The organism is Kitasatospora sp. NEAU-69 (assembly GCF_057158765.1).
The window spans coordinates 299,216-325,309 of the sequence record NZ_JBWXUE010000001.1; the positions used below are offsets into that span (position 1 = coordinate 299,216).

Genomic DNA, 26,094 nt, shown 5'->3' on the forward strand with positions numbered 1-26,094 from the left:
GCAGTCGCGGCCTTTCAGCGCAGCCAGGGCAGCATCGGGCTGACCCAGCCGGTGGCGAGCAGGGCGGTCAGGGCGAGGGCGGCCGTCACGGCCAGCGCCTCCGGCCAGCGCCGGGGCAGCACTCCCGCACCGGCGACAGCGGTACCCCCCACCGCTGCACCCCCCGTCGCTACACCCGCCGTCGCTGCACCCCCCGTCGCTGCACCCTTTGGCAGCGCGGCGGTGCGCCGCCGGGGCTGCGGACGCAGCTGTGCGATCAGGTCCCGGATCAGCGGCAGCCCGAGCTGGCACTGCACCAGCAGGTAGAGCCCGAGTCCCCAGTTCGGCGCCCAGCCGTGCCCGGCGACGTCCAGCGCGAGTCCGCCGGCCGCCGCCGCGATCGAGCCCGTGGTCCACATCAGCGCGACCAGCACCACCCGGCGGGCCAGCCCGCCCGGCTTGGCCCGTCCGGCGCCGGTCGGCACCCAGGCCGCGCTGCGACCGCGCACGGTGTCGAGGAAGGCCGCGGCTGCCGCGATGCTGATCAGCACGTTCGCCCGGACCACTTCGCTGCGCCAGCGGGTGCGGCTGACCCGTGGCAGCAGCACGTGCCAGAGCCAGAGCGGGGCGAGCAGCGGGAGCACGTGCCAGGGCCGGATCTGGCCGGGGTAGCAGTACATCATCACCAGCGGCGGCAGCGGCGCGGCGAAGACGTTCACGGCCATCGTCAGGTAGCCGACGATGCCTTCGTAGAAGCAGAGCCGCATCCGCCAGGGCGCCCGCATCCGCTTGAGGTCGCGGCCGCCGAGCAGGTGCAGGTTGCCCATCGCCCAGCGGTACTGCTGGTTGACGAAGGAGGCCAGGCTGTCCGGCGAGGTGCCCTTGGCGACCAGCACCGGGACGTACAGCGTGCGGAACCCCCGCTCGTAGAGGGCGAGTCCGGTGTACATGTCCTCGCTGTGGTCGAGCCGGGCGAAGCCGCCGGCCGCGTCGATCGCGCTGCGCCGGTAGACGGCGTTGCTGCCGCAGCAGATGGCCGCGTCACTGGCGTCCCGGGAGGGCTGGATCCAGCGGAAGAACCACTCCTGCGCGGAGCCGGCCGCGCGCTCGATCCAGTTCATCGAGCCGTCGGTGTCGAAGCACTGCGGGCTCTGCACGATCCCGACCTCGGGGTCGGCGAAGTACGGCAGCAGGTGCTGCAGGAAGTCCGCGCGCGGCGCGAAGTCGGCGTCCAGGATGCCGATGTACTCGCCGCTGCTCAGGGTCAGCGCGTGGTTGAGGTTGCCGGCCTTCTTCAGCTTTCCGCGATCCGGCCTGACCGTGTAGCGATAGCCGAACTCGGCTGCAAGGTCGGCGACTTCGCTGCGATCGGCATCATCGAGCACCCAGATCGTGAGCTCTCCGGGCCAGTTGACGGCGGCCACCGCGCGGTAGGCGTTGGCGAGGACGTCGAGCGGCTCGCCGCAGGTCGGCAGGTAGAGGTCGACGCTCGGCACCTGGGTCGGCTGCCAGGCCCGGATCAGCACCTCGTGCGAGCGCCGGGTGAGCCGGCGCTGGCGCAGGCTGTTGACCGAGGAGAGCGCGAGTGCGAGCAGGTTGAGCGCCAGGACCGCGAGGAACGCCCAGAGGGCGGGTGTGCGCAGCGCGAAGGTGAGCATGGTCGCCGCGGTCAGGACGAAGGCGAGAGATGTGCAGATCAGTACCCATCGGCGTTGTGGACCGAAGTACCAGTAGAGCTCCTGGTCGTTCGGTGGCGCGGGAAGATGATGAACAGTCATATGGCCCCCACAGCCGTTGTGACAGCTTCCGAGGACACTGTAACCGATTGGTATAGACCACTTATTTCAGCGGGGTGGCGCCCGGGCGCCCGCGGGTGAACACTGGCGCAACGGCACGAGGCCGGCCGGGGTCGGGGGTTCGGGGCTCGGGGTCCATGCTCATGCTCGGGGAAAACGCGCCGGCCCCGCGGAGCGACTCCGCGGGGCCGGACGGTGAGTGGGGGCCTGTCGTCAGACCCCCTTCTGCTCGGCGACGCCATGCACGCACTCTCGCCGCACCGGGCACAGGCCCAAGTACGTCCAGTACGAGGGCCTGCGCCCGGCACGCCGAATGGGGGCACCTCCCGGCCGAAGGCTGGGGGAACGCACCTGACGCCGCCAAGCCGCCCTGCGGGCGACGAAGGGGGTCTGACGACAGGCCCCCGCGCTCGGAGCGGCCGGGTCAGCCGATCGCGTGCGAGAGCAGCGCGCCGTCGCCGTTCGCCTGGGTGGTCTGGCCGACGTTGCAGATCTGGTGCTGCTGCTGGTTGGCGATCGGCACGTCCACCTGGACCGGGACCAGGATGCCGACCTGCACGTGGTGCACCTCGGGCAGGCAGATGTTCGCGTTGTCCAGCGTGTGGTAGTTCGGGCTGTGGTCGCCCGCGGTGCCGGTCGCGTTGGTGCCGCCGTTGCCGGAGATCGAGGCCGCCGAACCGTCGGCGTCGCCGATCGCCATCGCGGGTGTGGCCATCGCGGCCATCGAGGCGATCGCGATACCGGCGCCCGCCAGAGCCTTCTTGAGCATGGGTCTTTCCTTTCGACAGTGACCGGCCTGCGCCGCACCCCGCGCCGCGCCGCCGGCTTGTGAACCGACGCTGCGTTCAACGCACCGCCGGCTGCCAGGACACTGCCTGAGCTGCGCTCTCACCCGTCCGGCGTGGCGGGCGGGCGCACCGCTGACGATCGGTCAGTGAACCGATCGGTGAGCGAGCTGATCGGTCAGTGAGCGTCGGTGGGCCAGTGGCGGCGGCCGAGGCTGATCAGGCGCAGCTGGTCGCGAGCCAGCGCGACGATCCGCTGCTGGGCGCTGCGGGACTCCGGCGGCGCCTCCAGCAGCGCGATGGCGGTGGCGACCAGGTGCTCGACGTAGAGCGCGCCCAGCATCCGCAGGTCCTGCTCGCTCCAGCCGGCGCTCTGCGGCTGGGTGGCGAGCGCGGCGGCGGTCTCGCCGGTGAACGCGTCCAGCTCGGCGGTGATCGCGGCGCGAACGGCGCGTACGCCGCCGTGCCGCTCGCGGGCCAGGAACCGCACGTGCGCCCGGTGTTCGCGGACGTGCCGGGCGACCACCGCGATGGCGTGGTCGATCGTCGCGTCCGGCTCGGCCTGCTCGGCCAGCACCGTGCGGATCATCGCGTGCAGGCTCTGCAGCGACTCGGTCACCAGGACCACGCCCAGCTCGTCCAGATCGCGGAAGTGCCGGTAGAAGCCGGCCGGTGACAGTCCGGCGGCCCGGGTGACCTCGCGGACGCCGAGGCCGCTGAGGTTCTGGTGTTCGAGCAGCCGCAGGCCGGCGTCGAGCAGTGCGCGGCGGCTCTGCTCCTTCTGGGCCTGCCGGACGCCGGTGGCGGGGGAAGTGTGACTCACGTCATTCAGTAAACAACTGTTTGCTGAATCGCGCCAGCGTACTCTGGAGATGTCAGCGAACACTTGTTAGCTGAACTTGTCCGAGGCTGTCCCGAAAGGCCGCTGAGATGATCTTCCTCGTCGCACTCGCCGTGCTGGGCCTGCTGCTGGGCGCCGCCGCCCACACCACGATGCCGGTCTTCCTCGCCGCTGCCGCCGGCATCGCGGCCTGGCTGCTCGCCTTCGGTGCCCGTGAGTACCTGGCCCGGGTCCGCCGCCAGCACTGACCCGCACAGCCACAGCCACAGCCACAGACTCAGCCACTCGGAAGGGGAGTTCGAATGGACGCCATGACACACCCTCAGCAGCCCACGGCCCGTGTCGCGCAGCGCACCGGCGAGGCGGACGGGATGGCCGTCGCCTCGTTCGTGCTGGGCCTGATCGGCCTGTTGCTCTTCAACGTCGTCCTCGGACCGTGCGCGCTCGTCCTCGGCACGGTCGCGCTGGTCCGCGGCACCGCCCGGCGCGGCCGCGCGCTGCTCGGGCTCGCGCTCGGTGCCGCCGACTTGGGCGTGCTCGCGTTCACCATCCTGTCCAGCCACGGCACGCTGCTGCGGATCTGGGGCTGACGCTTCGTCAGAACGGACGGACGGACGGGTCCGGGGCGCGGCGATCGCCGCACCCCGGACCCGTTCCGTCGTTCCGACCCGAGCGGCTACAGCGGCAGCAGGTCCGGGCGCTTCGCCTCGACGTTGTCGCCCGAGGACTCGCCGCGCAGCCGCCGACCGACCCACGGCAGCAGGTAGTCGCGGGCCCACTGCAGGTTCTCCCGCCGTGCCTCGGCCGGCGTGTGCTCGGTGAGCCCCGGCCACGGCTCGGCCGGGTCCTCGGCGGTCGGCAGACCGAGCGCGCGAGCGGCCAGTAGCGCGACCCGCTGGTGCCCCTCGGAGGAGAGGTGCAGCCGGTCCTCGCTCCAGGCCGGCCGGGCCTGAAGGGCGCGCAGCGACCAGAGGTCGGCCACCACGCAGTCGTTGCGGTCGGCGATCGCCCGCAGGTGCACGTTGTAGGTGGCGATCTTGCCGCGCAGGTGGCGCAGTACCGGGATGCCACGGGTGTCGAACCCGGTGGCGATCAGCACCGTCCTGGTCGACTCGCGCAGCTCCAGGACGGCGCGTTCGAACCGTTCGGCGACCTCGTCCGGGTCGCTGCCCGGCCGCAGGATGTCGTTGCCACCGGCGATGAAGGTCACCAGGTCCGGCTCGATCGCGCGGACCTGAGGCACCTGCTCGGCGACGATCTGGTCGAGCAGCCGCCCGCGCACCGCGAGGTTCGCGTAGCGGAACTCCGCGTCGGGCAGGCGGTCCGCGAGGAGCGTGGCGAGGCGGTCGGCCCAGCCGGCAAAGGTGCCGTCCGGGTTCGGGTCGTTCAGACCCTCGGTGAAGCTGTCGCCGAGGGCCACGTAGGAGCTGATGGGGTCAACGGTCTCCAGATGGTCAGCCATGGAACGAAATACTTCACTGCCTCAAGTGACCTACGCCACCGTAGGTGTGGGGTGGCGCAGCGTGACGTTGGCCACCCGGATGCTGGGAATAGGCAGGTGGTGGGGGCACGCACGGAGCTCCACGCGTCCACGCGGTCAGCCGGCCCGGTTCAGCCGGGAGCGCCGTTGACGCGGGTCCAGTCCGCCGTCGACCGGGCGTGGCGCAGCAGCACGAGCGCCACCGCGGTGGCGAGCACGGCGGGCGCCGCGGCCGCCAGCGTCCGGCTCACGTGCAGCGCGAGCGAGGCGCCGGCCAGCGCGCCGACGGCGAGTGCCAGCACCGAGAGCAGCCGGCGCCCGGCCGCCTCGGTGAGTACGCCGCTGCTGCCGTGTTCGGCGAACAGGCCGGCGATCGTCCGGGTCATCACGGTGGTGGTCAGATCGGGCACCCGGAGCGTCTGCACGACCGCGTTCTGCAGGCCCATCGCGGCCGCCGTCGCGGCCGTGGCCAGCTGGTGCCGGGTGTCACCGCTCGTCTCGGTGACCGCCACCAGCACGGCCGCGAAGGTGAGCAGCAGCATCTCGACGAACACCCCGCGCAGCAGTGCCCGGGCCCGGTGCGTCTGCGCTCTGACGATCCGTCCGCCCAGGTACGAGCCGGCCGCGAAGGCGGCCAGCGCGACCGCCGAGCGGCTGATCGAGAACCCCGAGGCCCCGGCGAGCGCGAAGCCGAGGAAGACGACGTTTCCGGTCATGTTCGCCACGAAGACGTGACCGAGTACCAGGTAGCTGACGGCGTCGATGATTCCGCTCAGCACGGTCAGCGTGAGCAGCAGCGGCGGCAGCGGGCCGTGCCGGTCGCCGCGGGCGGGCAGCAGGGTGTGCCGGACGCCGCGCAGCAGCGCCCGGCCCCCGCTCATCGCGTTGCTCATGAGACGCCGCTCACGAGACGCAGCCGGTGGGGACCTAGTCCCGGACCTCCACGCCGTGCCAGAACGCGACCCGGTCGCGCACCTGCTCGGCCTCCGGCTTCGGGTCGGGGTAGTACCAGACCGCGTCCGGGTTGTGCTCGCCGTCCACGATCAGCGAGTAGTAGCTCGCGGTGCCCTTCCACGGGCAGATCGAGGTGGTCTCGGACGGCGCCAGGTACTCCGCCCGGACGGCGTCCAGCGGGAAGTAGTGGTTCCGCTCGACCACGACGGTGTCGTCGCTCTCGGCGATCACTCGGCCGTTCCAGTGTGCGGTGGGCATCGGGCCACTCCTCGCCTCGGGTTGTGCCGGGGGACTCTCGTGTCAGGAGTACCCAGCCTACGGCGAGCCGGTCCGGTCAGGCCGCACCGCCCGCCGGACCCCGCCAGGCCCACCCGCTCGACGCCCCCGGCCCGGCCGTGGTCAGCCGCGCGAGGAGATGGCCGTCCGGGCGATCTGCGAGAGCTTGGCGACCTCGAATGCGCTGTACGCGCCGCCCGCGAGCAGCGAGAACTTGACGCCCTCGCGGCCCGATGGCTTGCGGAACCCGTCCGGCTGCAGGCGCCGGTAGTGGTCGACGGCCCGGTGGAAGAACTGCGGGCGCTCGGCCCGGCTGACGCACCCCGCGAGGTCCAGCACGAAGAGGTAGTGGCGGATCATCCGGACGAACAGGTACGGCCGCAGCGCGGCCGGCTCCGGGTGCCGTTCGAGCAGCTCGTGGCTGTGCTCGTACTGGTCGAACAGGTCGAACTCGCTGGCGCCCGGCGAGCCGGCCGGGTGGACCGTCTGGCGCCGGCGCAGCTGCACCAGCTCCTGGTCCAGGACGGCTATCCGGCGGGCCGTCAGCATCGCCTGGTGGACGGTCGGGATCTCCTCGTACCGCCCGTCCGGGAACGCCAGTGCCTCGGCCTCCCAGAGCCGGCGGCTGATCAGCCGGTCCCAGGAGTGCACGGGCAGCTCGAACAGCTCGGGGTGGTCGAGCAGTCCGAACGCACCCTCGGTGCCGGTCCGGGCCAGGAACCGCTCGGCCACGCCGGGCCAGACCCGGCCCGCGTGCAGCCGGTTGTGGCCGAAGAGCAGCACGTCGGGCTCCTGCGGCTGTCCGCTGCCGGGTTCGGGCTCGTGCAGCTTGGCCAGCTCGCCGAGTTCGCGCAGGCGGTCGGCCATGGTGAGGAAGGCGCCGGGCAGCACCAGGTGGTCGCTGTCGAGGAAGAGCAGGTACCGCCCACTGGCCCGGGCGGCGCCCGCGTTACGGCTGCGCCCGATCCCGACGGCGGCGTCGAGCCGCAGCACCGTCACGCGCGGGTCCGCGGCGGCGGGCCCGATCTCGTTCGGGGAGCTGGGGGAGCGGTCCGCGACGACGATGACCTCGAAGCCGCCGAAGGACTGGTCCAGGATCGAGTCCAGGCAGGCGGCGAGCTGTTCTTGCTGGTCAAAGGCGGGGAGGATGACGCTGAGCAGGGGTTGCGGCATGAGCGTGAAGGTAGGTCGGTGACAGGTACCCAGCAAGGGAAGAGAACGGACTATTCGGGTTCTTCCGGGTGAATGGGTCTGACCGATCACCAAATCCTCACCTGTTGGGCGATTTGCCAGCACAGTGGGCGCGTGATCGACGCGCGTAGCGCGGGCGCCGGGTTACGGGTGGTCACCCGGATGGGAGCGCAGTGCGGCCGCCTGCCGGAGCGGTGCATCGGCCCGCCGGGTGATCCGGCCGGGCGGCCGTGTGATGCGCGGTTGCCGGCGCGTCGGGCGGGCGACACTCCAGTCAAGCCGTTCGCTCACGACCGGAAGGTGCTCCTCTGTGACCCTCAATCTGCTGCTGCTGACGGTCCCGCCGCTGCTGGCCCTGCTGCTGAGCGTCACCGACCCGGCCCGGGCGGCGGCCCGCCGCCACCGCGCCGCCCGGGGGCCCGGCCGCACCCGCACCGGCCGCCCCCGCCCGACCGGCGGCCGTGGCGGCCGACGGGGCGGTCGAGGGGGAGCGCGCCACGCGGCGCGCGAGGCGCCACCGGTGCCGGCGTCGGCGCCGTCACCGACGTCACCGATCGAGGCGGCCCGATACGTCTGATGCGTGCCGGTCCGTCAGGTGCGCTGAAAGTCGGTATGGCTGACTTTCTGTCACGCACGGCACCTGCTACCTGAGGTAACCCCCGCCGTTCGACCCCCGCAGGTCAGCGGGGGTCCGCACGGGTGTCGTACTTTGCTCGCCCTTTGCCATTTAACGATCGCGGAAGGCTGACTCCTCGTATCCCGGTGCTACTCGTATCGCAGTGCCGTCGCCCGCACCCCGCGCCAGAGCTCCACCAGGCTCAGCGTGGTCAGCAGCAGGACCACCGCACCGCCGGCGCCGGCGAGCAGTGCGATCTCGCTCCACGGGAAGTCCAGCGACAGGTGCGCGAGGTTCAGCAGTGCGGCCGCGAGGCCGGTGCCGACCACGACGGCCACTGCGAGGCCGAGCAGCACCGGGATGGCGCTCTGCAGCAGCAGAGACAGCGCGAGCGTCCGGCGGCTGGTGCCGAAGGCCGTCAGCACGGCCAGGGTCCTTCGGCGGTCGCGGAGCTGTTCCACCGTGCCGATCAGCATGCCGGCGCCGATCAGGGCCAGTACGGCGACCGTGCCGGCCGTCAGCGCGCGGCGGATGCCGGCGAACGTGTTGTCGGGCTGATCGTCCGTCGGCCGGGTGAGGCCGGCGTGCGGGTCGATCAGCGCGACGCTGGTGCGCAGTTGCTCCTCGACGTCGCGGGCGGTGACGTCGGCCCGCAGCCGGACCTGCGCGGTCCGCCCGCGCAGCAGCTCGGCCGGTACCGCACCCGGTGTGGCCAGCACCGTGGTGCGCGCCGGGAGGCCCGTCGGGTCCGGCAGCAGGTCGACGACCGCGCGGGCGGCCGGGGCCTGCCAGGGCGTGGTGGTCTGCCGGCTGTTCTCCACCTTCAGCGTGCCGGCCGGCCGTGCGGTGGCGCCGGCGCCGACGTCGAGCCCGCGCCCGACGAAGATGTCGCCGTCCGCGCAGTCGGTGACCTCGGCGAGCGTGCGCAGCGTGGCGCAGTCGCCGACCAGTATCGGTGTGCCGGTCAGACCGTCGAACGCGTACAGCGCGGTGTAGCCGGTCGCGTCGAGCACGTCCGGTGCGTGCCGCAGCCGGTCCGCGATGGCCGAGACCCGGGGCGCGCCGGCGGGGAACTCGGCGATCATGACGGCCGGGTCGGGCCGGTGGCCCGGCGTGAACTGCGGCGACCGGTCGGCGTTCAGCCCGCCGAGCAGCGTCTGCAGCGCGATCGCGCCCGCCACGGTGACCACCACCCCGGCGAGCGGGCGCGCCGCGGTCTCGGGATCGAAGCGGATCCGGCGGACGGCCAGCTGCCAGGAGGGCGGACCGTCGCCGAGCGCCCGGGTGGCCAGCTCCAGCACGCCGGGCAGCAGCAGCGTGGTGCCGGCCAGCAGGCAGAGCAGTCCGACGGTCAGTACGGCGAAGCTCGGCCCGCCGCTGATCCCGGAGTACCGGTCGCGTTCGTCGAGCAGCAGCGCCGTGCCGGCCAGCGGCAGCGCGACCCGCCACCAGATCCGCCGCGGCCGGGTGCGCGCGCCGCGCACCACGCCGAGCGGCTCGACGCCGGCCCGCCGCAGCGTCACCAGCGTGACCAGCACCGCGAGCACCGGGACGGCGGCGAGCGCGGCCGCAGCCAGCACCGGCTGCGGCTGGACGTCGTCGGTGAAGACGCTCAGGCCCGCCACGCTGACGTGCTCGATCAGCTGCCGGCCGATCAGGAAGACCGCCACGCCGATGCCCAGACCGAGCAGGGCGCTGCCGAGCGATTCACCGGCCGCGATCCGGGCGGTGGTGGCCCGGTCGGCACCGACCAGCCGCAGCGCGGCGAGCCGCCGGTCGCGGGCCTCGCTGCCGAACCGGAGCGCGGCGCCGATGAAGACCGCGACCGGGGCGAGCAGGATCACCACGCCCGCCGCGGTGAGCAGCAGCAGCACCGGGTCGAGCGGCTTGGGCAGCAGTTGCTCGTCGAAGTGGTCGAGCCGCACCGTCATCGGGTCGTCGGCGCTCAGGTTGTCGCTGCCGAGGTAGAACGCGTAGTTGGCGGGGCCGGGCAGCCCGGCCGGGCCGATCGTGCCGGTGATCGGCTGCGGCAGCCGCTCGCGCAGCAGCGCGCCGCCGGACGAGCGCAGCAGTGCACCGAGTGCGGGGGAGACCGCGAGCTCGCCGGGAGCCGGGTAGTGGCTCAGGCCGGGCGGCAGCGGTGCGTCGGGCCCCTCGGGCCGGACGGCCCGGCCGACCACCTCGCGGCCGTGGAAGACCGTGCTCGCGTCGGTGATCAGCAGGCTGTGCGAGGAGCGGTCGGCGTGCGGGGCGGAGATCAGCGCGCCGGACTGCTCGCGCAGCCGGTCGTCCCGGTGGTGCCGGATGGTCGGGAACGAGGCGGCCAGCAGCAGCGTGGCGACCCCGACCCCGACGCCGAACGCGGTGAGGACGGTGCGCAGCAGGTTGGCGCGCCCGCCGCGCAGCGACATCCGCAGGCCGAGCGCGAGGTCGATCGCCCAGCGGGCCACAGCGGTGGTACGTGTCCCGGTGCTGCGGGTCGTGGCGGTACGGGTCTCGGTAGTGCGGGTCACGAGCCGGTCCGCCCGTCGCGCACCAGCACCTCGCGGTCCGCGTACGCCGCGATCCGCAGGTCGTGGGTGACCAGCACGACCGCGGCGCCCGCCTCCCGGGCGGCCGAGCAGAGCAGCCGCATCACCTTCTCGCCGTTCAGCGAGTCCAGCGCGCCGGTCGGCTCGTCGGCGAAGACCACGGCGGGCTCGGTGGCCAGCGCCCGGGCGATCGCGGCGCGCTGGTTCTGCCCGCCGGAGAGCTCGCCGGGCCGCCGGCCGGCCGCCTCGGCGACGTCGAGCCGCTCCAGCCACTGCGCGGCGAGCCGCTCGGCCTCGCGGCGGCGCAGCCCGTTCAGGCGCAGCGGCAGCGCCACGTTCTCCAGGCAGGAGAGTTCGGGCACCAGCTGGCCGAACTGGAAGACGAAGCCGAAGTCGGTGCGGCGCAGCGCGCTGCGCGCGGAGTCGCCGAGGCCGGCCAGGTCCTGGCCGCGGTAGCTGACGCTGCCGCGGTCGGGGCGGATGATCCCGGCCAGGCACTGCAGCAGGGTGGACTTGCCGGAGCCGGAGGCGCCCATCACGGCGACCAGCTCGCCGGGCGCCACGTGCAGTGAGGCGCCGGTCAGCGCGGTGCTGGGGCCGAAGGCCTTGTGCAGGTCGATGCCGGCGAGCAGGGCGCCGGTCGCCGCGGCCGGGTGCGGGCCGGATGCCGGGTGCGGGTCGGCGGCCGACTCGTCGAGGTGCGAGAGCGTCATCGGGACCCCTCCGTCCGGTCCGTCCGGTCCGTCCGGATCTTCTCGGCCAGCTCGTCCAGCCGGTCGGCGGTCAGCTCCAGCCAGCGCAGGTCGGCCTCCAGGTGGAACAGCGCGTGGTCGCAGAGCAGCTGGTCGGCGAGGTCGCCGGTCAGCTTGCGGCGGGTCAGCTCGCGCATGTAGCCCAGGTGTTCGGTGCGCTGGGCGTCCAGCAGCGTGCGGGCCGAACGGCCGGTCATCAGTGCCAGCACGACCTTGGTGTAGAGCGTGCTCTGCAGGTGGCTCGCGGGGCTCTCCGGCGCGGCCAGCCACTGCGTGACGTCGGTGATGCCGGCGTCCGTGATGACGTAGCGCTTGCGCTCGGGGCCCTCGCCCGGCTCGGTGCCGTCCACTTCGACCAGGCCGTTCTTCAACAGCCGGGAGAGCGTCGCGTAGACCTGGCCGTAGTGCAGGGCGCGGGTTTGGCCGAAGCTCTCGTCGTAGGCGCGCTTGAGGTCGTAGCCGTGGCGCGGGTGGGACTCCAGGAGCCCGAGGATGGTGTGACCCAGTGACATGCGAGCGACTATACACAGCAGGTATACACATAGTGCATACCGTCGTCCAGCTCCCCGCCCTTTGCCCGGCGGCACCCTGACGGCGGCTCAGCAGAGGCTGACCGGACGTCACGTTCGAGGGGACCGCTTCTGACGAGGTACGCCCGCCGTACGGACGCTGTAGCCCGTCCGGCGGGCGCGCCGCAGTGCTTCACCCCCGCGAGCACGGCAGGGTGGGGACCGTCACCGACCAGCGTCTGGAGCTCCCCGTACATGCCCGTGCACAAGACCGCCGACATCGGCGTCACCGGACTGGCCGTCATGGGCCGCAACCTGGCCCGCAACTTCGCCCGGCACGGGCACCGGGTCGCCCTGCACAACCGGACCCCGGCCCGGACCAGTGCGCTGATGGCCGAGTTCGGCCACGAGGGCGCCTTCGTGCCGACCGAGACGATGGCGCAGTTCGTCGCCGCGCTGGACCGGCCCCGGCGGATCGTCGTGATGGTCAAGGCCGGTGAGCCGACCGACGCCGTGATCGACGAGCTGGTGCCGCTGCTGGAGCCCGGCGACATCGTGGTGGACGGCGGCAACGCGCACTTCCAGGACACCCGGCGGCGCGAGGCGGCGCTGCGCGCGCACGGCCTGCACTTCGTCGGCACCGGCATCTCCGGCGGCGAACAGGGCGCGCTGGAGGGGCCGAGCATCATGCCCGGCGGCACGGCCGAGGCCTACGAGTCGCTCGGCCCGCTGCTGGAGTCGATCTCGGCGAAGGTCGACGGCGAGCCGTGCTGCACGCACGTCGGCCCCGACGGCGCCGGACACTTCGTCAAGATGGTGCACAACGGCATCGAGTACGCCGACATGCAGCTGATCGCCGAGGCCTACGACCTGCTGCGGCACGGCGCCGGGCGCCAGCCGGCCGAGATCGCCGAGATCTTCCGGGGCTGGAACGCCGGCCGGCTGGAGTCCTACCTGATCGAGATCACCGCCGAGGTGCTCGGCCACCAGGACGAGGCGACCGGGCGCCCGTTCGTCGACGTCGTCCAGGACCGCGCCGAGCAGAAGGGCACCGGGCGCTGGACGGTGCAGATCGCGCTGGAGCTCGGCGTGCCGGTGAGCGGGATCGCCGAGGCCGTCTTCGCCCGCTCGCTCTCCGGCAGCGCCGAGCTGCGCGAGGCCTGCGCCGGCCTGCCGGGACCGACCGAGACCTGGCTGGACAGCGCGGCCTCCGACCGGTTCGCCGAGGACGTCGAGCAGGCGCTGTACGCGTCCAAGATCGTCGCGTACGCGCAGGGCTTCCAGCAGATCCAGGCCGGCAGCGCCGAGTACGGCTGGGGGATCGCGCCCGGTGCGATGGCCTCGATCTGGCGCGGCGGCTGCATCATCCGGGCGGCCTTCCTCAGCCGGATCGAGCAGGCCTACCGGGGTGACCGCGAGCCGGTGAGCCTGCTCACCGACGAGTACTTCAGCGCGGCGCTCGGCCGGGCGCAGTCGTCCTGGCGGCGGGTCGTCTCGACGGCAGCGCAACTCGGCGTCCCGGCACCGGGCTTCGCGACCGCGCTCGCGTACTACGACGCGCTGCGCGCGAACCGGCTGCCAGCCGCGCTGATCCAGGGGCAGCGGGACTACTTCGGGGCGCACACCTACCGGCGGGTGGACCGCGACGGGGTGTTCCACACCCGCTGGGCCGGCGACCAGGGCGAAGAGGAGCGATGACGGTGGATCGGCCGACAGCGGATCACGCGGATCACATAGCGGCGGTCGGGGCGGACCGGGCGAACGGAGCGGAACAAGTGGAGCAGCAGTCCCCGGGCGCGGCCCGGCCGCAGCCGGTGCGGACCCCGCTGACCAGCGCGGCGCTCTTCCTGGTGCTCACCGTGCGCCCGGGTGGCGAGCCAGCGGTGCGCGAGCTGCTGCCCCAACTGGCCGGCCTGCAGCGCTCGGTCGGTTTCCGGGTGCCGTCCGCCGGGCTGGCCTGTGTGCTGGGCATCGGCTCGCAGCTCTGGGACCGGCTCTTCAGCGGGCCGCGCCCGGCCGAGCTGCACCCGTTCAGGGAGCTGCGCGGCGCCCGGCACACCGCGCCCGCCACCCCCGGCGACCTGCTGCTGCACCTGCGGGCCTCCCGGATGGACGTCTGCTTCGAGCTGGCCGGCCAGCTGATGCGCAGGCTCGGCCCGGCCGTCGAGGTGGCCGACGAGACGCACGGCTTCAAGTACTTCGAGGAGCGCGACCTGCTCGGCTTCGTCGACGGCACCGAGAACCCGGTGGACGGCGAGGCGGACGAGGCGGCGCTGATCGGCGCGGAGGACCCGGCGTTCGCCGGCGGCAGCTACGTGGTGGTGCAGAAGTACCTGCACGACCTGGAGGGCTGGAACGCGCTGCCGGTCGAGGCCCAGGAGTACGCGGTGGGCCGCACCAAACTCGACGACATCGAGCTGCCGGACAGCCGAAAGCCCGCCGACTCGCACGTCGCGCTGACCACCCTGGAGCCGGCGGCGGACGGCACCGAGCGGCAGATCCTGCGGATGAACATGCCGTTCGGCTCGTTCGGCAGCCGCGAGTTCGGCACCTACTTCATCGGCTACTGCCGGACCCCGGCGGTCACCGAGGAGATGCTGGAGAACATGTTCCTCGGCAGCCCGCGCGGCAGCCACGACCGGCTGCTGGACTTCTCGACGGCGGTCACCGGCGGGCTCTTCGTCGTGCCGCCCGCCGAGTTCCTGGAGAACCCGCCGGCCCTGCCGGACGCCGCCGAGCGGGCCCAGCCCCGGACGACCGAGCCCCGGACAACCGAGCCCCAGACCCCCGACCACCATCCCGCCGACGCCGCCCCGCCGCTCCGGGCCTCCTCGGACGGCTCGCTGGGCATCGGCAGCCTGCGAAGGAGCACCCCGCGATGAACAACCTGCACCGCGACCTGGCCCCGATCTCCACCGAAGCGTGGGCACAGATCGAGGAGGAGGCCCGGCGCACCTTCACCCTGCACGTGGCCGGGCGCCGGGTGGTCGACCTGGACGGCCCGGCCGGCCCCGAGCTCGCGGCGGTCGGCTCCGGGCACCGCCGGGCGATCCAGCCGCTGGTGCCCGGCACCGAGACGCACGCCCGCGAGGCGCGGCCGGTGGTCGAGCTGCGGGTCCCGTTCACGCTGGACCGTCAGGCGGTCGACGACGTCGAGCGCGGCTCCAAGGACTCCGACTGGCAGCCGGTCAAGGACGCCGCCCGGACCATCGCGCTGGCCGAGGACACCGCGATCTTCGAGGGCTGGCCGGCCGCCGGCATCACCGGCCTGCGCGGCGGCGTCGGCAACGCGCCGATAGCGCTGCCGGCCGACGTCACGGGCTACCCCGACGCGGTCAGCCGCGCGCTGACCACGCTGCGCCTGGCGGGCGTCGACGGGCCGTACACCCTGCTGCTCGGCGCCGACGCCTACACCGCCGTCAACGAGACGTCCAACCACGGCTACCCGGTCCGCCAGCACCTGGCCCGCGTGGTCACCGGCGACATCGTCTGGGCGCCCGCGTTGCCGGGCGCCCTGGTCCTCTCCACCCGGGGCGGCGACTTCGAGCTCCACCTGGGCCAGGACCTGTCGATCGGCTACCAGTCGCACGACGCCGACAGCGTCCGGCTCTACCTCCAGGAGTCGCTGACCTTCTCGCTGTACTCCCCGGAGGCGGCGGTGGCGCTGACGGTCTGAGGCGGACTGCCGGACTGCCGGACTCGGATCGCCGGACTCAGAAGTGCTCGGCCAGCTCGGTGAAGGCGCCGAGGTGCAGCACACCGCCGTCCGCCGGGTCGAGTTCGGCGTCCTCCAGTGACCAGGTGTGCGGGTTGGGGATGAACACCGCGTTCAGCCCCGCCTGCCGGGCGGGGAGGATGTCGGACTTCGGGGAGTTGCCGATCATCCAGGTGCGCTCCGCCGGCAGGCCGTGGTCGCCGAGCAGCCGGCGGTAGGCCGCGACGTCCTTCTCGGGCACGATGTGCACGGACCTGAAGTGCCTGGCCAGGCCGGAGGAGTCGATCTTCGCCTGCTGCTCGGCCTCGGCGCCCTTGGTGAGCAACAGGAGTTCGTGCCGGGTGGCCAGCGCGGCCAGCGTCTGCGGCACGCCAGGGATCAGCTCGACCTCCCGGCTGCTGATCGAGCCGGCCAGCGCCGCGAAACGGCGCTGCTCGGCGCTGTCGGCCCGGCGGCCGCGCAGTTCCTCGAAGGCGTCGCCGAGGCTGCGTAGGAAGACCTGGGCGCCGTAGCCGTGGGTGCGGGCGTTGGCCGCCTCGACCCGGTCGAGCAGCGCCCGGGCGGCGGTGCGGTCCGCAGCGGTGCGGTCCGTGGCGGCCGGGACCACCTCGTCGAGGAAGGCGTCGATCGCACGCTCGAAGCGGATGTTGTTCTCCCACAGGGTGTCGTCGGCGTCGAAGACGAGGACCTGTCGCTGGCTGTGTCGCATACGGCGCACCCTAGGGAGCGGACTGACGGTCCGTCACACGGTTTTCCGGGACCCGACGCCATCACGCTGTGTAGCTCCTCGTGCACGCAGAGCCCGCATTGTGGCAGGATCCGGTTGGCGGTCGCCGGGCGACCGCTGCGACATGACGCGACCTGACCTGATCGAGGGGCAGCTATGGCAGAACGGCAGCACGGCACCGTGAAGTGGTTCAACGACGAGAAGGGCTACGGCTTCATCACGCCCGAGAGCGGGCCCGATCTGTTCGTGCACTTCCGGGCCGTTCAGGGGGACGGATTCAAGTCCCTGGTGGAGGGTCAGAAGGTGACCTTCGTGGCGGTGCAGGGGCAGAAGGGCATGCAGGCCGACGAGGTGATGGTGGAGGCCTGAAGCGTATTCGGCCGGAAAGTAGCGCAACCCCGGCTGAATACCTGTGTGCACGCCGTAGTCGTCCGCCGACGTCCTGTGATCTCGATCGCATTCGACCATCATTCGAGCTGGTGGTGGAGTTGACGGACGATCAGCCCCATCGGCGCGCGCTAGGGTGAAGGAGATGGCCGCGGCATCCCGCGGCCGTCTCCTCCTTTTGGCCGAAAGACCGCCGGGTACCCCCATTCCGGCGGCGAATACGGCACGGCATCCGCCCTACGCGGATTTCCGCATGCGCCCCACCCCCACCCGGGTCGACGCATCCGATCGTGAGGAGAGCTCTGTGATGCGCCGCGTTGATCCGTGCGCGCATCGGTGATCTGGGGAGGTATTTTTGACCCATCAGTTCACTGCCGTTCAACCGGGCGACATCAACGGGCTGTTGTCGCTCTATCGGCAGGTCTACGGGAGCAGCTATGCGCTGCCGATCGGCACCGATCCGGAGGTGATGGCGCGCGAGATCGCCTCGCCGCGCACCACCTGGCTGGTCGCCCGGGAATCGGACGGCGGCAGCGGCGGGCGCATAGTCGGCTCCATCATCGGCTCGGTCGATCCGCAGGACCGGCTCGGCAAGCTCCAGGGCCTGGCCATCCATCCGGACGCCCGTGGCAGCGGGCTCGCCCACCAGGCGGTGCGCCGGCTCAGCGAGTTGCTGCTGAGCGGGGAGCACGCCGCCGACTCCGTCTACGCGACCGCGCGCACCAACTCGACCGCGCCGCAGCGGGTCTGTCTGAGCGCCGGGTTCCGCGGCCTGGGCATCTTCCCGAACCTGCGCAAGGCCGATCGGCACGAGACCATGGTGCTGCTGGCCAAGCACCGCCCCGGCGTACTGGAGCAGCGGCTGCCGGTGGACCGGGTGCCGGCCGCGCTGGCGGGCCTGGTGAAGGCACTGGACACGGCGATCGGCCTGCCCGGCCAGCCGCTGCCCGAGATCGACCCCGAGCCGCTGCCGGTCCGCAAAACCCGCACCGCCGCAGCGGAGTTCGAGTTCGTCGATGCGCCGCGCTTCGTGCTGCGGCGGATCAGCGAGACGCTGCCCGACCCGGAGCAGCGCTTCTACCCGTTCCATGCGCCGAATGTGATGCTCTCCTCGGCGGACGGCCGGCACGAGGTCTTCGCCCAGCTCGGCCGCTCCGACGGCTACTGCGCACTGATCGGCGCCAACGCCGGACTCGCCGCGCTGGCAGACGAGTTCGAGGAGCTGATCGCCCGGCTCGCCGAGTACGGCGCCTCGCACATCGAGACGCTGCTACCGCTCGACCACTACCAGGACCTGCGGCTGCTGCTCGCGCACGGCTTCCTGCCCGCCGCGGCCTACCCGGCGATGCGCCGGCAGGGCGCCGGCTACCGCGACTACGTGGTGATGGCCCGCAGCCTGCAGCCGCTGGACTTCCGCGGCCTGTCCATCGACGCGGCCTTCCAGCCGTTCACCGAGCAGTACATCGAGCTGTGGAAGCAGCAGTACCTCAACACGCATGGGGTGTTCCAGTGACGAACTACCTTGACCCGGTCCAGGTTCCGGACCCGGAGGCACTGGCGCACGTGCAGCGGCTCTGCGACCTCGCCGAGCCGTACACCGTCGGCGCCGAGACCGACCGGCTGTTCGCCGAGGCGATGAACGAGTCCAACGCCTGGCACGCCGCCCGCTCGCCGTTCTTCGCGAAGCTCTGGGCGGACAGCGAGGCGTCGCGGCGCCCGCTCGACTCGGCGGACGTCGCCGAGCTCGCCCGACTGCCCTTCGTGCACGCCAACTTCTTCAAGGCGCACGAGGTGGTCTCGATACCCGAGCAGGACGTCAAGCTGCACGTGACGTCCTCGGGCACCACCGGTCAGAAGTCGCAGATGTTCTTCGACGAGTGGACGCTGCGCAACGGGCAGCGGATGGTCGCCCGGGTCTTCGACTCCTACGGCTGGCTCGGTGAGGAGGAGCCGGTCAACTACCTGCTCTCCAACTACCAGCCGCGCCCCGGACTCAACCTGGGCACCTCGTTCACGGACGAGTACCTGTGCGAGTTCGCGCCGGTCCGCTCGGTCGAGTACGCGCTCAAGCACACCGGCAGCGGCCACGAGTTCGACCCGTTCGGCTGCGTGCGCGCGCTGCTGCGCTACGCCGAGGAGGGCGCACCGGTGCGGATCCTCGGGTTCCCGGCCTTCCTCTCCTTCACGCTCGACCGGATGCGCGACCTCGGCCTGCCGCCGGTCGAGTTGCACCCCAAGTCGCTGGTGGTCTTCGGCGGCGGCTGGAAGGGCCACGCCGACAAGCAGGTCGCCAAGCCGGAGCTGTACCGGCGGATCCACGAGCAGCTGGGCATCCCGGACGAGCGGATCCGGGACGGCTACGGCGCGGTGGAGCACTCGGTGCTCTACATGGAGTGCACCAACCACCGCCTGCACGTGCCGACCTGGTCCCGGATGCTGGTGCGCGACGTGCGCCCGCTGCGCCCGCTGCCCTACGGCGAGCGCGGCTACGCCCAGTTCGTCTCGCCGTACATCACCTCGGTGCCGGCCCAGTCGGTGCTCATGGGCGACCTGGTGTCGCAGCACTCGCCCGAGGAGTGTGGCTGCGGCCTGCCCACGCCCTGGTTCGCCGTGCACGGGCGGGCCGGACTCAGCCGCAACCGCAGCTGCGCCATCGCCGCCGCCGAGATGCTCAAGGGGAACTCGTGACCACCGACCAGCTCATCCACTACTGGCAGGGCGAGTTCGTCTCCGACGCCGAGGCGGACCGCCGGCTCGACCAGCTCGACGAGCGGCTGCACGCCGTCCTCACCGGGCCCCGGCTCAGCCCGCTCACCGTGCTGGCCGCCTGCGACCGGCTCTCCGCCGCGCTGCGCGATCCGTCGAGCCGGGCCGCCAAGCTGCTCGCCGAGGAGCTGACGGCCGACCGGATCCCGGCCGCGGAGGCCGAGCGGACCCTGCGCGACGTGGCCGAGGCGCTGGAGCGCGAGGCGCTGGAGTCCAAGCTGATGCGCGAGCTCGGTGGCAGCGATCCGGGCCGGCTCGCCCGCTTCGACTTCCGCCGGGAGATCTTCGAGGGCTGGCTGCCGGTCGGGCTGCTGGTGCACGTGACGCCGGGCAACGCGCCCGCGGCCGGGGCGCTCAGCGTGATCGAAGGGCTGCTCGCCGGGAACGTGAACGCGGCCAAGACCAGCGCGAGTTCGCGGTTCGCCCAGCTGCTGCTGGCCGAGCTCGCGGCGCTCGACCCGACCGGCGCGATCGCCGACCGGGTGATCGCGCTGGCCTTCCCGCACAGCCGGACCGACTGGCTGGCCCGGCTCTGCGCGCACGCCGACGCGGTCGCCGCCTGGGGCGGCGAGGAGGCGCTGGCCGGGGTGGCCGCGCTGGTGCCGGCCGGCTGCCGGCTGGTCGACTGGGGCCCCAAGCTCTCGTTCGCCTACCTCACCGAGCACTCCTGGGCCGAGCCCGCAGCGCTGCGGGCGATCGCCGACGACGTCTGCCGCCTGGAGCAACAGGCCTGCTCCAGCCCGCAGGTGGTCTACCTGGACACCGAGGACCAGGAGCAGGTCTTCGCCTTCGCCGACCGTTTCGCCGCCGTGCTGGCCGAGGCGGTCGCCGAACTCGACCCGCGCGAGCCGGAGTTGCTGGAGAGCGCGGAGATCAGCAACACCGTGCTGGTGGCCGGTCTGGAGCAGCACCTGGGCCTGACCCGGGTGCACGCGGCGCCCGACGGCAGCTGGCACGTGCTCGCCGACCTGCGCAGCGCACTGCGCGCCTCGCCGCTGCACCGCACGGTCTGGGTCAAGCCGCTGCCGCGCACCCGGATCGTCGAGGTGCTGCGCCCGATGCGCCGGTACCTGCAGACCGTCGGCATCGGCGCCGACCGGCCCGACACGGCCGCGCTGGCCACGCTGGTGCTGGCCGCCGGCGCCCAGCGGGTCACCGTGCCCGGTGGCATGCTCGGCTCCTACGACGGCGAGCCGCACGACGGCGTCTACGCGCTGCAGCGCTACAGCCGCCGGGTGGACGTCCAGCTGGACGAGCGGTTCACCGGTGACGCCTGCCTGGACGACCTGGTGGGCGTGCGCGAGCTGGCGGTGCCCGAGGTCGCTGTGACCGCGAAGACCGAGTTCGAGCAGTTGCAGGGCGATCTGAGCCGGGCCGAGGTCTTCTTCCGCAGCGGCGGCAGCTCGGGCGCGCCCAAGCTCTCCGCGTTCGCCTGGGACGACTACCACGAGCACATGCGCTCCGGCGCCGAGGGCCTGCTCGCGGCGGGCTTCGACCCGCGCACCGACCGAGCAATGAACTTGTTCTTCGGCGGGCTGCTCTACGGCGGCTACAACAGCTTCTTCTCGGTGCTGGAGACGCTGCAGGCGGTGCAGTTCCCGATGGCCGCGCAGGACGACCACCTGCTGGTCGCCCGGTCGATCGTCTCGCACCGGGTGGACACGCTCTTCGGCATGCCGAACTACCTGCTGCGGGTCTTCACCGAGGGCGCCGAGGAGCTGCGCGGCTACCGCGGGGTGCGCAAGGTCTTCTTCGGCGGCGAGCACTTCCCCCAGGCCCAGCAGGACTGGCTGCGAGAGGAGTTCGGCGTGGAGCTGATCCGCTCGGCGGCCTACGGCAGCGTGGACGCGGGCCCGCTCGGCTACCAGTGCGCGAACGCCCCGGCCCGGGTGCACCACCTGTTCAGCGGCCTGCAGACCCTGGAGATCCTGGACCGGGACGCGGACCGCCCGGCGCCGGCCGGTGAGCCGGGCCGACTGGTCTTCACCGCGCACACCCGCCGCGGCCAGCGGCTCGACCGCTACGAGATCGGCGACCTCGGCCGCTGGGTGCCGGGGGAGTGCGACTGCGGTCGGCGCACCCCGCGGTTCGAGCTGCTCGGCCGGTTCGGCGACATCTTCCGCAGCGGCAGCCACTTCCTCAACTACCGGCGGTTCACCACGGTGGCGGAGGAGGTGCTGGGCCACCGCGGCGCGCTGCAGATCGTGCTGGCCGAGGACGAGACGGCCGGCGAGTCGCTGACGGTGCGTCTGGAACGTTCTGACGAGGTGGAGTTCGACCTGGTCGAGGTCACTCGGGCGTTCCTGGACGGCTACGCCGATCTGCTCGCGGCCGTCGAGCGGGACCGGCTGGTGGAGCTGCGGGTCGAGTCGCTGCCGTCGGACGCCTTCGAGCGCACGGCGGGCAGCGGCAAGCTCCGCGAGGTGATCGACCTGCGGGTGCGCAACCTCTGACGGGCGCGCGGCCGCTGACGAAGGGTGGGGTGACGGCGACTGCCGTCACCCCACCCTCACTCCTCTTTGGGGCCGTCCCGTTCGGTCAGCCCATCCGCTCGTCCAGCAGGCGGATCGCCTTGCCGGTACGCGGGTTGACGCTCAGCCCGTTCGGGCCGACCCACTCGACGGCCAGCGGGTGGATCAGCGCCCGTGCCACGTGGTCGGCGAACATCGGCCGGGTGGCGGCCAGTTGCTCGGCCATCGCGGCCTCCAGCGCCTCGCGGCCGTCGCCGGCTGCCGCGGTGTCGGCGAGGCGCAGCACCAGCTCGTCCAGCCCGTCGCGGTGCCGCAGCACGACCTGCACGCCGCCGATCCGCCCCTGCCGATCAGCGGCCGTCGCCAGCTCGCGCAGGTCCTCCAGATAGACGGTGACCGGTCCGACCCGGGCCCCCTCCTCGGAGCGGCCGAGGAGCCGGAACCGGCGGGCAGGGAAGTCCACCCACTCGGCCAGGTCCCCGACGGGGTAGCGGATCATCGGCATCAGCCGCCGCACCAGGTCGGTGGCCACCACACGGCCCGGCCGCCCGGGCTCCTCGATCGGCTCGCCGGTCTCGGGGTCCAGCAGCTCCACCACCTTTTCGGCGGTGAACACCTCGTGCACCCGGTTGTCCGGCTCACCGGCCACCGGCCCGGCCAGCACACCCGCGTCCACGCTCGCGTAACCGATCGAGCGGACGGTGCAGTTGGGGAACGCCTTCGCCATCAGCGCGATCTGGTCGGGGTAGAACGCCTCGCCGCTGAAGAGCGCCAGCCGGATCCCGGGCAGTTCACCGACCGTGTCGATGACCTCCTGGGCCAGCCGGCAGAGCGAGGTGGGCGGCGCGGCGAGCACGGTCGCCGCGAAGTCGCGCAGCGTGCCGATCACGTACGACAGCGAGGCGGCGCCGCCGATCGGCAGCTGCACGGTCGGCACCGGCGCGTCCTGGAGCAGGTTGAGCGTGAAGACGAAGCTGGAGTACAGCTCGCCGGCGTAGAACAGGTTCGCCACCCGGTCGCCCGCCCGCAGGCCGGCGGCCGGCAGCCCGCCGCCGAAGACGCGGGCCATCTGCCGCCACTCCTCGCGGGTGTAGAAGGAGACCCGTGGCGCGCCGGTGGTGCCACCGGTCTTGAAGACGATCCCGTCGGTGTGCGGGCCGGTCAGCACCTGGCTCTCGGTGATCCCGTGCACGGCCCAGAACGCCGTGTGCTCGATCAGCGGCAGGGCGGTGAGATCGGTGACCTCCTCGGGCAGATCCGCGTAGAGCTCGCGGTAGAAGGGGGAGTGCGTCCGGGCGTGGCGGACGAGCTCGGCTATCTGAGGATTCGTCAAGGAGTCGGTCATTATTCAACTTTCGCTGCTCGATCCAAGATGATGATCTTATCGTCGATCGTGCCCTCCATCGGATCTTGCTCGCGGTTGAGGTCGGCCAGCATCGGCCGGGTGAAGCCGAAGAAGTAGGTGGCCAGGAAGCCGGCCAGATAGCCCGTCAGCAGCCCGCCCGCGTAGACCGCGACAGCGGCGCCGAGTCCGTGGTTGCCCTTGAGCAGTGGGAAGAGCGCCCACCCCGAGGGCCCGATGGCGGTCGAGCCGACGGCGGTGCCGAGCTGGTTGCACAGGCCGATGAACGCGCCGCCCGCGGCGCCGCCCAGGCAGGCGGTGACGAACGGACGGCCGAGCGGCAGCGAGACGCCGTAGATCAGCGGCTCGCCGACGCCGAGCAGCCCGGCGGGCAGAGCAGACCTGATGGTGGCGCGGATCGAGCTGTTGCGGCGCAGTCTGAGGTGGACCGCGATCGCGCAGCCGACCTGCCCGGCGCCGGCCGTCGCCAGGATCGGCAGCAGCAGCGTGTAGCCCTGCTGCTCGATCAGCGTGGTGTGGATCGGGATCAGCGCCTGGTGCAGGCCGAGCATCACCAGGGGCAGGAAGAGCCCGCCGAGCAGCAGCCCGGCGAACGCCCCGCCGTGCGACAGTAGCCAGCTCGCCGCGCTGCCGATCCCGCCCGCGAGCGCGCCCGCCAGCCGCATCAGGCCGAGCAGCGTGACCAGACCGGTCAGCAGCACGGTCAGCGTCGGCGTGACCAGCACGTCCAGCGCGGGCGGGACCAGCCGCCGGCAGAGCCGCTCGATCCGCACCGCGAGCAGTGCGGCGGCCAGCGCGCCGAGCACGCCGCCCTCGCCGGGCGAGAGCTTCGCACCGAAGACGGAGACGTTCGCCACGCCCGGGTAGACGATCACCGCCGCGACGGCGCCGCCGAGGATCGGGGTGCCGCCGAACTCGCGCGCGGTGTTGTAGCCGACGAAGACGGCGAGCACCGACAGGAACCCCGCGCTGATCGCACCGAGCACCGGGACCAGGGCCGGAGCCCAACCCAGGTTGGCCAGCAGGCCGTTGATCCCCGACACCACGCCGCAGCCGATCAGGGCGGGGATCAGCGGCACGAAGATATCGGCGATCCGGCGCAGCATGCGTTTGACCGGCGTCGCGTTCCGCTGCTGCCGGGCCGCCCGCAGCGCTGCGCCGTGCTCGGCCAACTGCTCGGCATCGCTGGGAGGTTCGCTCGGCGCTTCACTCAGCGCGTCGCTCGACGGTTCGCCGGACGGCGAGCCGCCGGCCTCGATCAGCCGCTCCAGCTCCGCGGTGACCCGCGCGACGGCCCCGGGGCCGAGCACGATCTGGTAGGTATCGTCCTCGACCAGGCCCAGCACGCCCGGCAGCGCGCGCAGTTCGGCGGTTCGCACGGCGCCGCGCCCGCGCAGCCCCAGGCGCAGCCGGGTCATGCAGTGGGCGACGCCGGTGATGTTCGCCGGCCCGCCCACCAGCGACAGGATTGCGGCGGCGGTGGCACGGTTCTGGTCCTCGCGGTTCTGGTCCTCGGGCATGGTGCTCGATTCCTGAAGTCCTGATGATCTGTCACGGATTGCTCTCGGCCAGCGCATCGCGCAGCCGGCCGTGGTGGCGGGCCAGCAGCTCGGCGGCCGCACCGGCGTCGATCCGGTGGAGGATCACCAGCACGGCGTCCTTCACCTCGCCGCCGGTGGCGGCCAGCGCACGCTCGATCGTCGCGTCGTCGGCGCCGGTGGCGAGCGCGAGGATCCGCCGGGCCCGGGCCCGCAGCTTCTCGTTGGTCGCCCGCAGGTCCACCATCAGGTTCCCGTACGTCTTGCCGAGCCGGATCATGACGACCGTGGAGATCAGGTTGAGCACGAGCTTCTGCGCGGTGCCGGCCTTGAGCCTGGTCGAGCCGGTCAGCAGCTCGGGGCCGACCACCACCTCGATCCCGTGCTCGGCCGCCGCCGCGAGCGCGGAACCCGCGTTGCAGGAGAGGCCGATGGTGAGCGCGCCGAGCGCCCGGGCCCGCTCGACGGCCGCCAGCGGGTACGGCGTGCGGCCGGAGGCGGAGACGCCGACCACGCTGTCCAGCGCGGTGAGCCCGATCCGGTCCAGGTCGGCCACCGCGGCCTGCCGGTCGTCCTCGGCCCCCTCGACGGCGCTGCGCAGCGCGTCCGGCCCGCCGGCGATCAGGCCGAGCACCTGGCCGGGCGCGGTGTTGAAGGTCGGCGGGCACTCGCTCGCGTCGAGGACCCCGAGCCGTCCGGCGGTCCCCGCGCCGACATGGACCAGCCGGCCGCCACGCGCCATCCGTTCGGCGACGGCGTCGATCGCGGCGGCGATGCACGGCAGTTGGGCGGCCACGGCGGCCGGGACCAGCTGGTCCTCGGCGTTCATCAGCCGGGCGATCTCCAGCGTGGGCAGCTCGTCGATCCGGGCCAGTTCGGGGCGGTGCGCCTCGGTGGTCAGCTGCCCGAGCCGGGCTCGCAGGTCGGTGTCAGGGTTCATCCGCCAGCCGTCAGAGTGCGTACGTCAGGTGGGTCGAGGGATGCCCGGCGACGGGACCGGGCCGACCAGCCGGTCGGCCCGGTCCCGCTACCGGCCGGGTTCAGCCGAGCCGGGCGCCGCCACCGGCCTTGACCGCCTCGACGGCCTGCTGGTGCAGCGTGCGGGCGCTGTGCTCGTCACTGACCGGCAGTGGACTGCCGCTCATGGTGAACCAGTCCAGCGCGTCCGTGTACTGCACGGTCAGCACCGCCTCGTCGCCGGTCCAGGTGGTGTGCACGGTCAGATCGCCCCCGATGCTGGGGCCCTCGGCGGTCAGCACACCGCCTGGTCCGGAATGGACGTGCTTGGTGGTCCAAGCTGCCCAACTGGTCGGTTCCTCAGCCATCGTGCCGCCTCCGCAGATTCGGGTGAAGTGTCGAGCGCGTGCGCCGGTGACCCTAGGGTCTGGCTGACAATTCCCGCCGGGCGCGCGACGCC

The 26,094-nt window shown here is 72.6% G+C and carries 25 protein-coding genes; 10 read left to right on the top strand and 15 right to left on the bottom strand.

Annotation, left to right across the window (positions count from 1 at the left end):
- Positions 1-14: 14 nt before the first annotated feature.
- The 3 genes from AC060L_RS01245 to AC060L_RS01255 all read right to left on the bottom strand — a co-directional run bounded on the left by AC060L_RS01245 (position 15) and on the right by AC060L_RS01255 (position 3,383).
- A complete protein-coding gene (locus AC060L_RS01245) occupies positions 15-1,757 on the bottom strand; it encodes a glycosyltransferase family 2 protein (protein ID WP_483796325.1) in 1,743 nt (580 codons plus the stop codon).
- A gap of 442 nt (positions 1,758-2,199) precedes the next feature.
- Positions 2,200-2,544, bottom strand: a complete 345-nt coding sequence (locus AC060L_RS01250; protein WP_483796326.1) for a rodlet layer protein — start codon at positions 2,542-2,544, stop codon at positions 2,200-2,202.
- 194 nt (positions 2,545-2,738) lie between these two features.
- The gene (locus tag AC060L_RS01255) at positions 2,739-3,383 is read right to left on the bottom strand and encodes a TetR family transcriptional regulator (protein ID WP_483796328.1); all 645 of its coding nucleotides are present in this window, start codon (positions 3,381-3,383) and stop codon (positions 2,739-2,741) included.
- A gap of 107 nt (positions 3,384-3,490) precedes the next feature.
- On the opposite strand from AC060L_RS01255, the gene AC060L_RS01260 reads away from it, so the two are divergent.
- Together AC060L_RS01260 and AC060L_RS01265 are read left to right on the top strand one after the other, a co-directional pair.
- On the top strand, positions 3,491-3,649 hold the full coding sequence (locus tag AC060L_RS01260; protein ID WP_483796329.1) for a hypothetical protein: 159 nt from the start codon (positions 3,491-3,493) through the stop codon (positions 3,647-3,649).
- Positions 3,650-3,703: 54 nt separating this feature from the next.
- Complete coding sequence (locus AC060L_RS01265) at positions 3,704-3,991, top strand: hypothetical protein (RefSeq protein WP_483796330.1); 288 nt, start codon at positions 3,704-3,706, stop codon at positions 3,989-3,991.
- A gap of 86 nt (positions 3,992-4,077) precedes the next feature.
- Here the strand turns inward: AC060L_RS01265 and AC060L_RS01270 are convergent, their stop codons facing one another.
- From AC060L_RS01270 to AC060L_RS01285, 4 genes are all read right to left on the bottom strand, one after another.
- The gene (locus tag AC060L_RS01270) at positions 4,078-4,863 is read right to left on the bottom strand and encodes an SGNH/GDSL hydrolase family protein (protein WP_483796331.1); all 786 of its coding nucleotides are present in this window, start codon (positions 4,861-4,863) and stop codon (positions 4,078-4,080) included.
- A 149-nt stretch (positions 4,864-5,012) separates the two neighbouring features.
- On the bottom strand, positions 5,013-5,774 hold the full coding sequence (locus AC060L_RS01275) for a YoaK family protein (RefSeq protein ID WP_483796333.1): 762 nt from the start codon (positions 5,772-5,774) through the stop codon (positions 5,013-5,015).
- A gap of 34 nt (positions 5,775-5,808) precedes the next feature.
- The gene (locus tag AC060L_RS01280) at positions 5,809-6,093 is read right to left on the bottom strand and encodes a DUF427 domain-containing protein (protein WP_483796335.1); all 285 of its coding nucleotides are present in this window, start codon (positions 6,091-6,093) and stop codon (positions 5,809-5,811) included.
- 141 nt (positions 6,094-6,234) lie between these two features.
- On the bottom strand, positions 6,235-7,284 hold the full coding sequence (locus AC060L_RS01285; protein WP_483796336.1) for a glycosyltransferase family 2 protein: 1,050 nt from the start codon (positions 7,282-7,284) through the stop codon (positions 6,235-6,237).
- 328 nt (positions 7,285-7,612) lie between these two features.
- Between AC060L_RS01285 and AC060L_RS01290 the strand changes: the two genes are divergently transcribed.
- The gene (locus AC060L_RS01290) at positions 7,613-7,879 is read left to right on the top strand and encodes a hypothetical protein (RefSeq protein WP_483796338.1); all 267 of its coding nucleotides are present in this window, start codon (positions 7,613-7,615) and stop codon (positions 7,877-7,879) included.
- Positions 7,880-8,067: 188 nt separating this feature from the next.
- On the opposite strand, the gene AC060L_RS01295 is transcribed toward AC060L_RS01290, so the two are convergent.
- From AC060L_RS01295 to AC060L_RS01305, 3 genes are read right to left on the bottom strand one after another with little or no spacing between them, the layout of a single operon-like run.
- Complete coding sequence (locus AC060L_RS01295) at positions 8,068-10,431, bottom strand: FtsX-like permease family protein (protein WP_483796340.1); 2,364 nt, start codon at positions 10,429-10,431, stop codon at positions 8,068-8,070.
- Entirely contained in the window at positions 10,428-11,162 is a 735-nt protein-coding gene (locus tag AC060L_RS01300; RefSeq protein ID WP_483796342.1) for an ABC transporter ATP-binding protein, read from the bottom strand. Before AC060L_RS01300 ends, AC060L_RS01295 begins: the two co-directional genes overlap by 4 nt.
- On the bottom strand, positions 11,159-11,713 hold the full coding sequence (locus AC060L_RS01305; protein WP_483796344.1) for a PadR family transcriptional regulator: 555 nt from the start codon (positions 11,711-11,713) through the stop codon (positions 11,159-11,161). The genes AC060L_RS01300 and AC060L_RS01305 overlap by 4 nt, the downstream gene beginning before the upstream one ends.
- 252 nt (positions 11,714-11,965) lie before the next feature.
- Between AC060L_RS01305 and gndA the strand changes: the two genes are divergently transcribed.
- The 3 genes from gndA to AC060L_RS01320 all read left to right on the top strand — a co-directional run bounded on the left by gndA (position 11,966) and on the right by AC060L_RS01320 (position 15,386).
- On the top strand, positions 11,966-13,408 hold the full coding sequence (gndA, locus tag AC060L_RS01310; RefSeq protein ID WP_483796345.1) for an NADP-dependent phosphogluconate dehydrogenase: 1,443 nt from the start codon (positions 11,966-11,968) through the stop codon (positions 13,406-13,408).
- Positions 13,409-13,485: 77 nt separating this feature from the next.
- Positions 13,486-14,592, top strand: coding sequence for a Dyp-type peroxidase (locus AC060L_RS01315; protein WP_483796347.1), 1,107 nt, complete (start codon positions 13,486-13,488; stop codon positions 14,590-14,592).
- Entirely contained in the window at positions 14,589-15,386 is a 798-nt protein-coding gene (locus AC060L_RS01320; protein WP_483796348.1) for a family 1 encapsulin nanocompartment shell protein, read from the top strand. The genes AC060L_RS01315 and AC060L_RS01320 overlap by 4 nt, the downstream gene beginning before the upstream one ends.
- A 37-nt stretch (positions 15,387-15,423) precedes the next feature.
- Here the strand turns inward: AC060L_RS01320 and AC060L_RS01325 are convergent, their stop codons facing one another.
- Entirely contained in the window at positions 15,424-16,134 is a 711-nt protein-coding gene (locus AC060L_RS01325; RefSeq protein ID WP_483796350.1) for an HAD family hydrolase, read from the bottom strand.
- 174 nt (positions 16,135-16,308) lie between these two features.
- Between AC060L_RS01325 and AC060L_RS01330 the strand changes: the two genes are divergently transcribed.
- The 4 genes from AC060L_RS01330 to AC060L_RS01345 all read left to right on the top strand — a co-directional run bounded on the left by AC060L_RS01330 (position 16,309) and on the right by AC060L_RS01345 (position 21,758).
- Positions 16,309-16,521, top strand: a complete 213-nt coding sequence (locus AC060L_RS01330) for a cold-shock protein (RefSeq protein ID WP_483796351.1) — start codon at positions 16,309-16,311, stop codon at positions 16,519-16,521.
- 373 nt (positions 16,522-16,894) lie between these two features.
- Positions 16,895-18,052: a GNAT family N-acetyltransferase gene (locus tag AC060L_RS01335; protein ID WP_483796353.1), complete on the top strand. Its 1,158-nt coding sequence runs from the start codon at positions 16,895-16,897 to the stop codon at positions 18,050-18,052.
- On the top strand, positions 18,049-19,227 hold the full coding sequence (locus tag AC060L_RS01340) for a LuxE/PaaK family acyltransferase (protein ID WP_483796354.1): 1,179 nt from the start codon (positions 18,049-18,051) through the stop codon (positions 19,225-19,227). Before AC060L_RS01335 ends, AC060L_RS01340 begins: the two co-directional genes overlap by 4 nt.
- Positions 19,224-21,758 carry an acyl-CoA reductase gene (locus AC060L_RS01345; RefSeq protein WP_483796356.1) on the top strand — a complete coding sequence of 845 codons (2,535 nt, stop codon included), beginning with the start codon at positions 19,224-19,226 and terminating at the stop codon, positions 21,756-21,758. The genes AC060L_RS01340 and AC060L_RS01345 overlap by 4 nt, the downstream gene beginning before the upstream one ends.
- 85 nt (positions 21,759-21,843) lie before the next feature.
- On the opposite strand, the gene AC060L_RS01350 is transcribed toward AC060L_RS01345, so the two are convergent.
- From AC060L_RS01350 to AC060L_RS01365, 4 genes are all read right to left on the bottom strand, one after another.
- Positions 21,844-23,121, bottom strand: a complete 1,278-nt coding sequence (locus AC060L_RS01350; RefSeq protein WP_483796358.1) for a phenylacetate--CoA ligase family protein — start codon at positions 23,119-23,121, stop codon at positions 21,844-21,846.
- Positions 23,121-24,659, bottom strand: a complete 1,539-nt coding sequence (locus AC060L_RS01355; protein WP_483796360.1) for a PTS transporter subunit EIIC — start codon at positions 24,657-24,659, stop codon at positions 23,121-23,123. The genes AC060L_RS01350 and AC060L_RS01355 overlap by 1 nt, the downstream gene beginning before the upstream one ends.
- Positions 24,660-24,690: 31 nt before the next feature.
- Complete coding sequence (gene murQ / locus AC060L_RS01360; RefSeq protein ID WP_483796362.1) at positions 24,691-25,617, bottom strand: N-acetylmuramic acid 6-phosphate etherase; 927 nt, start codon at positions 25,615-25,617, stop codon at positions 24,691-24,693.
- A 100-nt stretch (positions 25,618-25,717) separates the two neighbouring features.
- The gene (locus AC060L_RS01365; RefSeq protein ID WP_483796363.1) at positions 25,718-26,002 is read right to left on the bottom strand and encodes a hypothetical protein; all 285 of its coding nucleotides are present in this window, start codon (positions 26,000-26,002) and stop codon (positions 25,718-25,720) included.
- Positions 26,003-26,094: the final 92 nt, after the last annotated feature.

What these genes read in the sequence shown, in the direction of transcription:
- AC060L_RS01245 (WP_483796325.1), bottom strand. Translation starts at nt 1,757, where the DNA reads ATGACTGTTCATCATCTTCCCGCGCCACCGAACGACCAGGAGCTCTAC.
- AC060L_RS01250 (WP_483796326.1), bottom strand. Translation starts at nt 2,544, where the DNA reads ATGCTCAAGAAGGCTCTGGCGGGCGCCGGTATCGCGATCGCCTCGATG.
- AC060L_RS01260 (WP_483796329.1), top strand. Translation starts at nt 3,491, where the DNA reads ATGATCTTCCTCGTCGCACTCGCCGTGCTGGGCCTGCTGCTGGGCGCC.
- AC060L_RS01265 (WP_483796330.1), top strand. Translation starts at nt 3,704, where the DNA reads ATGGACGCCATGACACACCCTCAGCAGCCCACGGCCCGTGTCGCGCAG.
- AC060L_RS01270 (WP_483796331.1), bottom strand. Translation starts at nt 4,863, where the DNA reads ATGGCTGACCATCTGGAGACCGTTGACCCCATCAGCTCCTACGTGGCC.
- AC060L_RS01275 (WP_483796333.1), bottom strand. Translation starts at nt 5,774, where the DNA reads ATGAGCAACGCGATGAGCGGGGGCCGGGCGCTGCTGCGCGGCGTCCGG.
- AC060L_RS01280 (WP_483796335.1), bottom strand. Translation starts at nt 6,093, where the DNA reads ATGCCCACCGCACACTGGAACGGCCGAGTGATCGCCGAGAGCGACGAC.
- AC060L_RS01285 (WP_483796336.1), bottom strand. Translation starts at nt 7,284, where the DNA reads ATGCCGCAACCCCTGCTCAGCGTCATCCTCCCCGCCTTTGACCAGCAA.
- AC060L_RS01300 (WP_483796342.1), bottom strand. Translation starts at nt 11,162, where the DNA reads ATGACGCTCTCGCACCTCGACGAGTCGGCCGCCGACCCGCACCCGGCA.
- AC060L_RS01305 (WP_483796344.1), bottom strand. Translation starts at nt 11,713, where the DNA reads ATGTCACTGGGTCACACCATCCTCGGGCTCCTGGAGTCCCACCCGCGC.
- gndA (WP_483796345.1), top strand. Translation starts at nt 11,966, where the DNA reads ATGCCCGTGCACAAGACCGCCGACATCGGCGTCACCGGACTGGCCGTC.
- AC060L_RS01320 (WP_483796348.1), top strand. Translation starts at nt 14,589, where the DNA reads ATGAACAACCTGCACCGCGACCTGGCCCCGATCTCCACCGAAGCGTGG.
- AC060L_RS01325 (WP_483796350.1), bottom strand. Translation starts at nt 16,134, where the DNA reads ATGCGACACAGCCAGCGACAGGTCCTCGTCTTCGACGCCGACGACACC.
- AC060L_RS01330 (WP_483796351.1), top strand. Translation starts at nt 16,309, where the DNA reads ATGGCAGAACGGCAGCACGGCACCGTGAAGTGGTTCAACGACGAGAAG.
- AC060L_RS01350 (WP_483796358.1), bottom strand. Translation starts at nt 23,121, where the DNA reads ATGACCGACTCCTTGACGAATCCTCAGATAGCCGAGCTCGTCCGCCAC.
- AC060L_RS01355 (WP_483796360.1), bottom strand. Translation starts at nt 24,659, where the DNA reads ATGCCCGAGGACCAGAACCGCGAGGACCAGAACCGTGCCACCGCCGCC.
- murQ (WP_483796362.1), bottom strand. Translation starts at nt 25,617, where the DNA reads ATGAACCCTGACACCGACCTGCGAGCCCGGCTCGGGCAGCTGACCACC.
- AC060L_RS01365 (WP_483796363.1), bottom strand. Translation starts at nt 26,002, where the DNA reads ATGGCTGAGGAACCGACCAGTTGGGCAGCTTGGACCACCAAGCACGTC.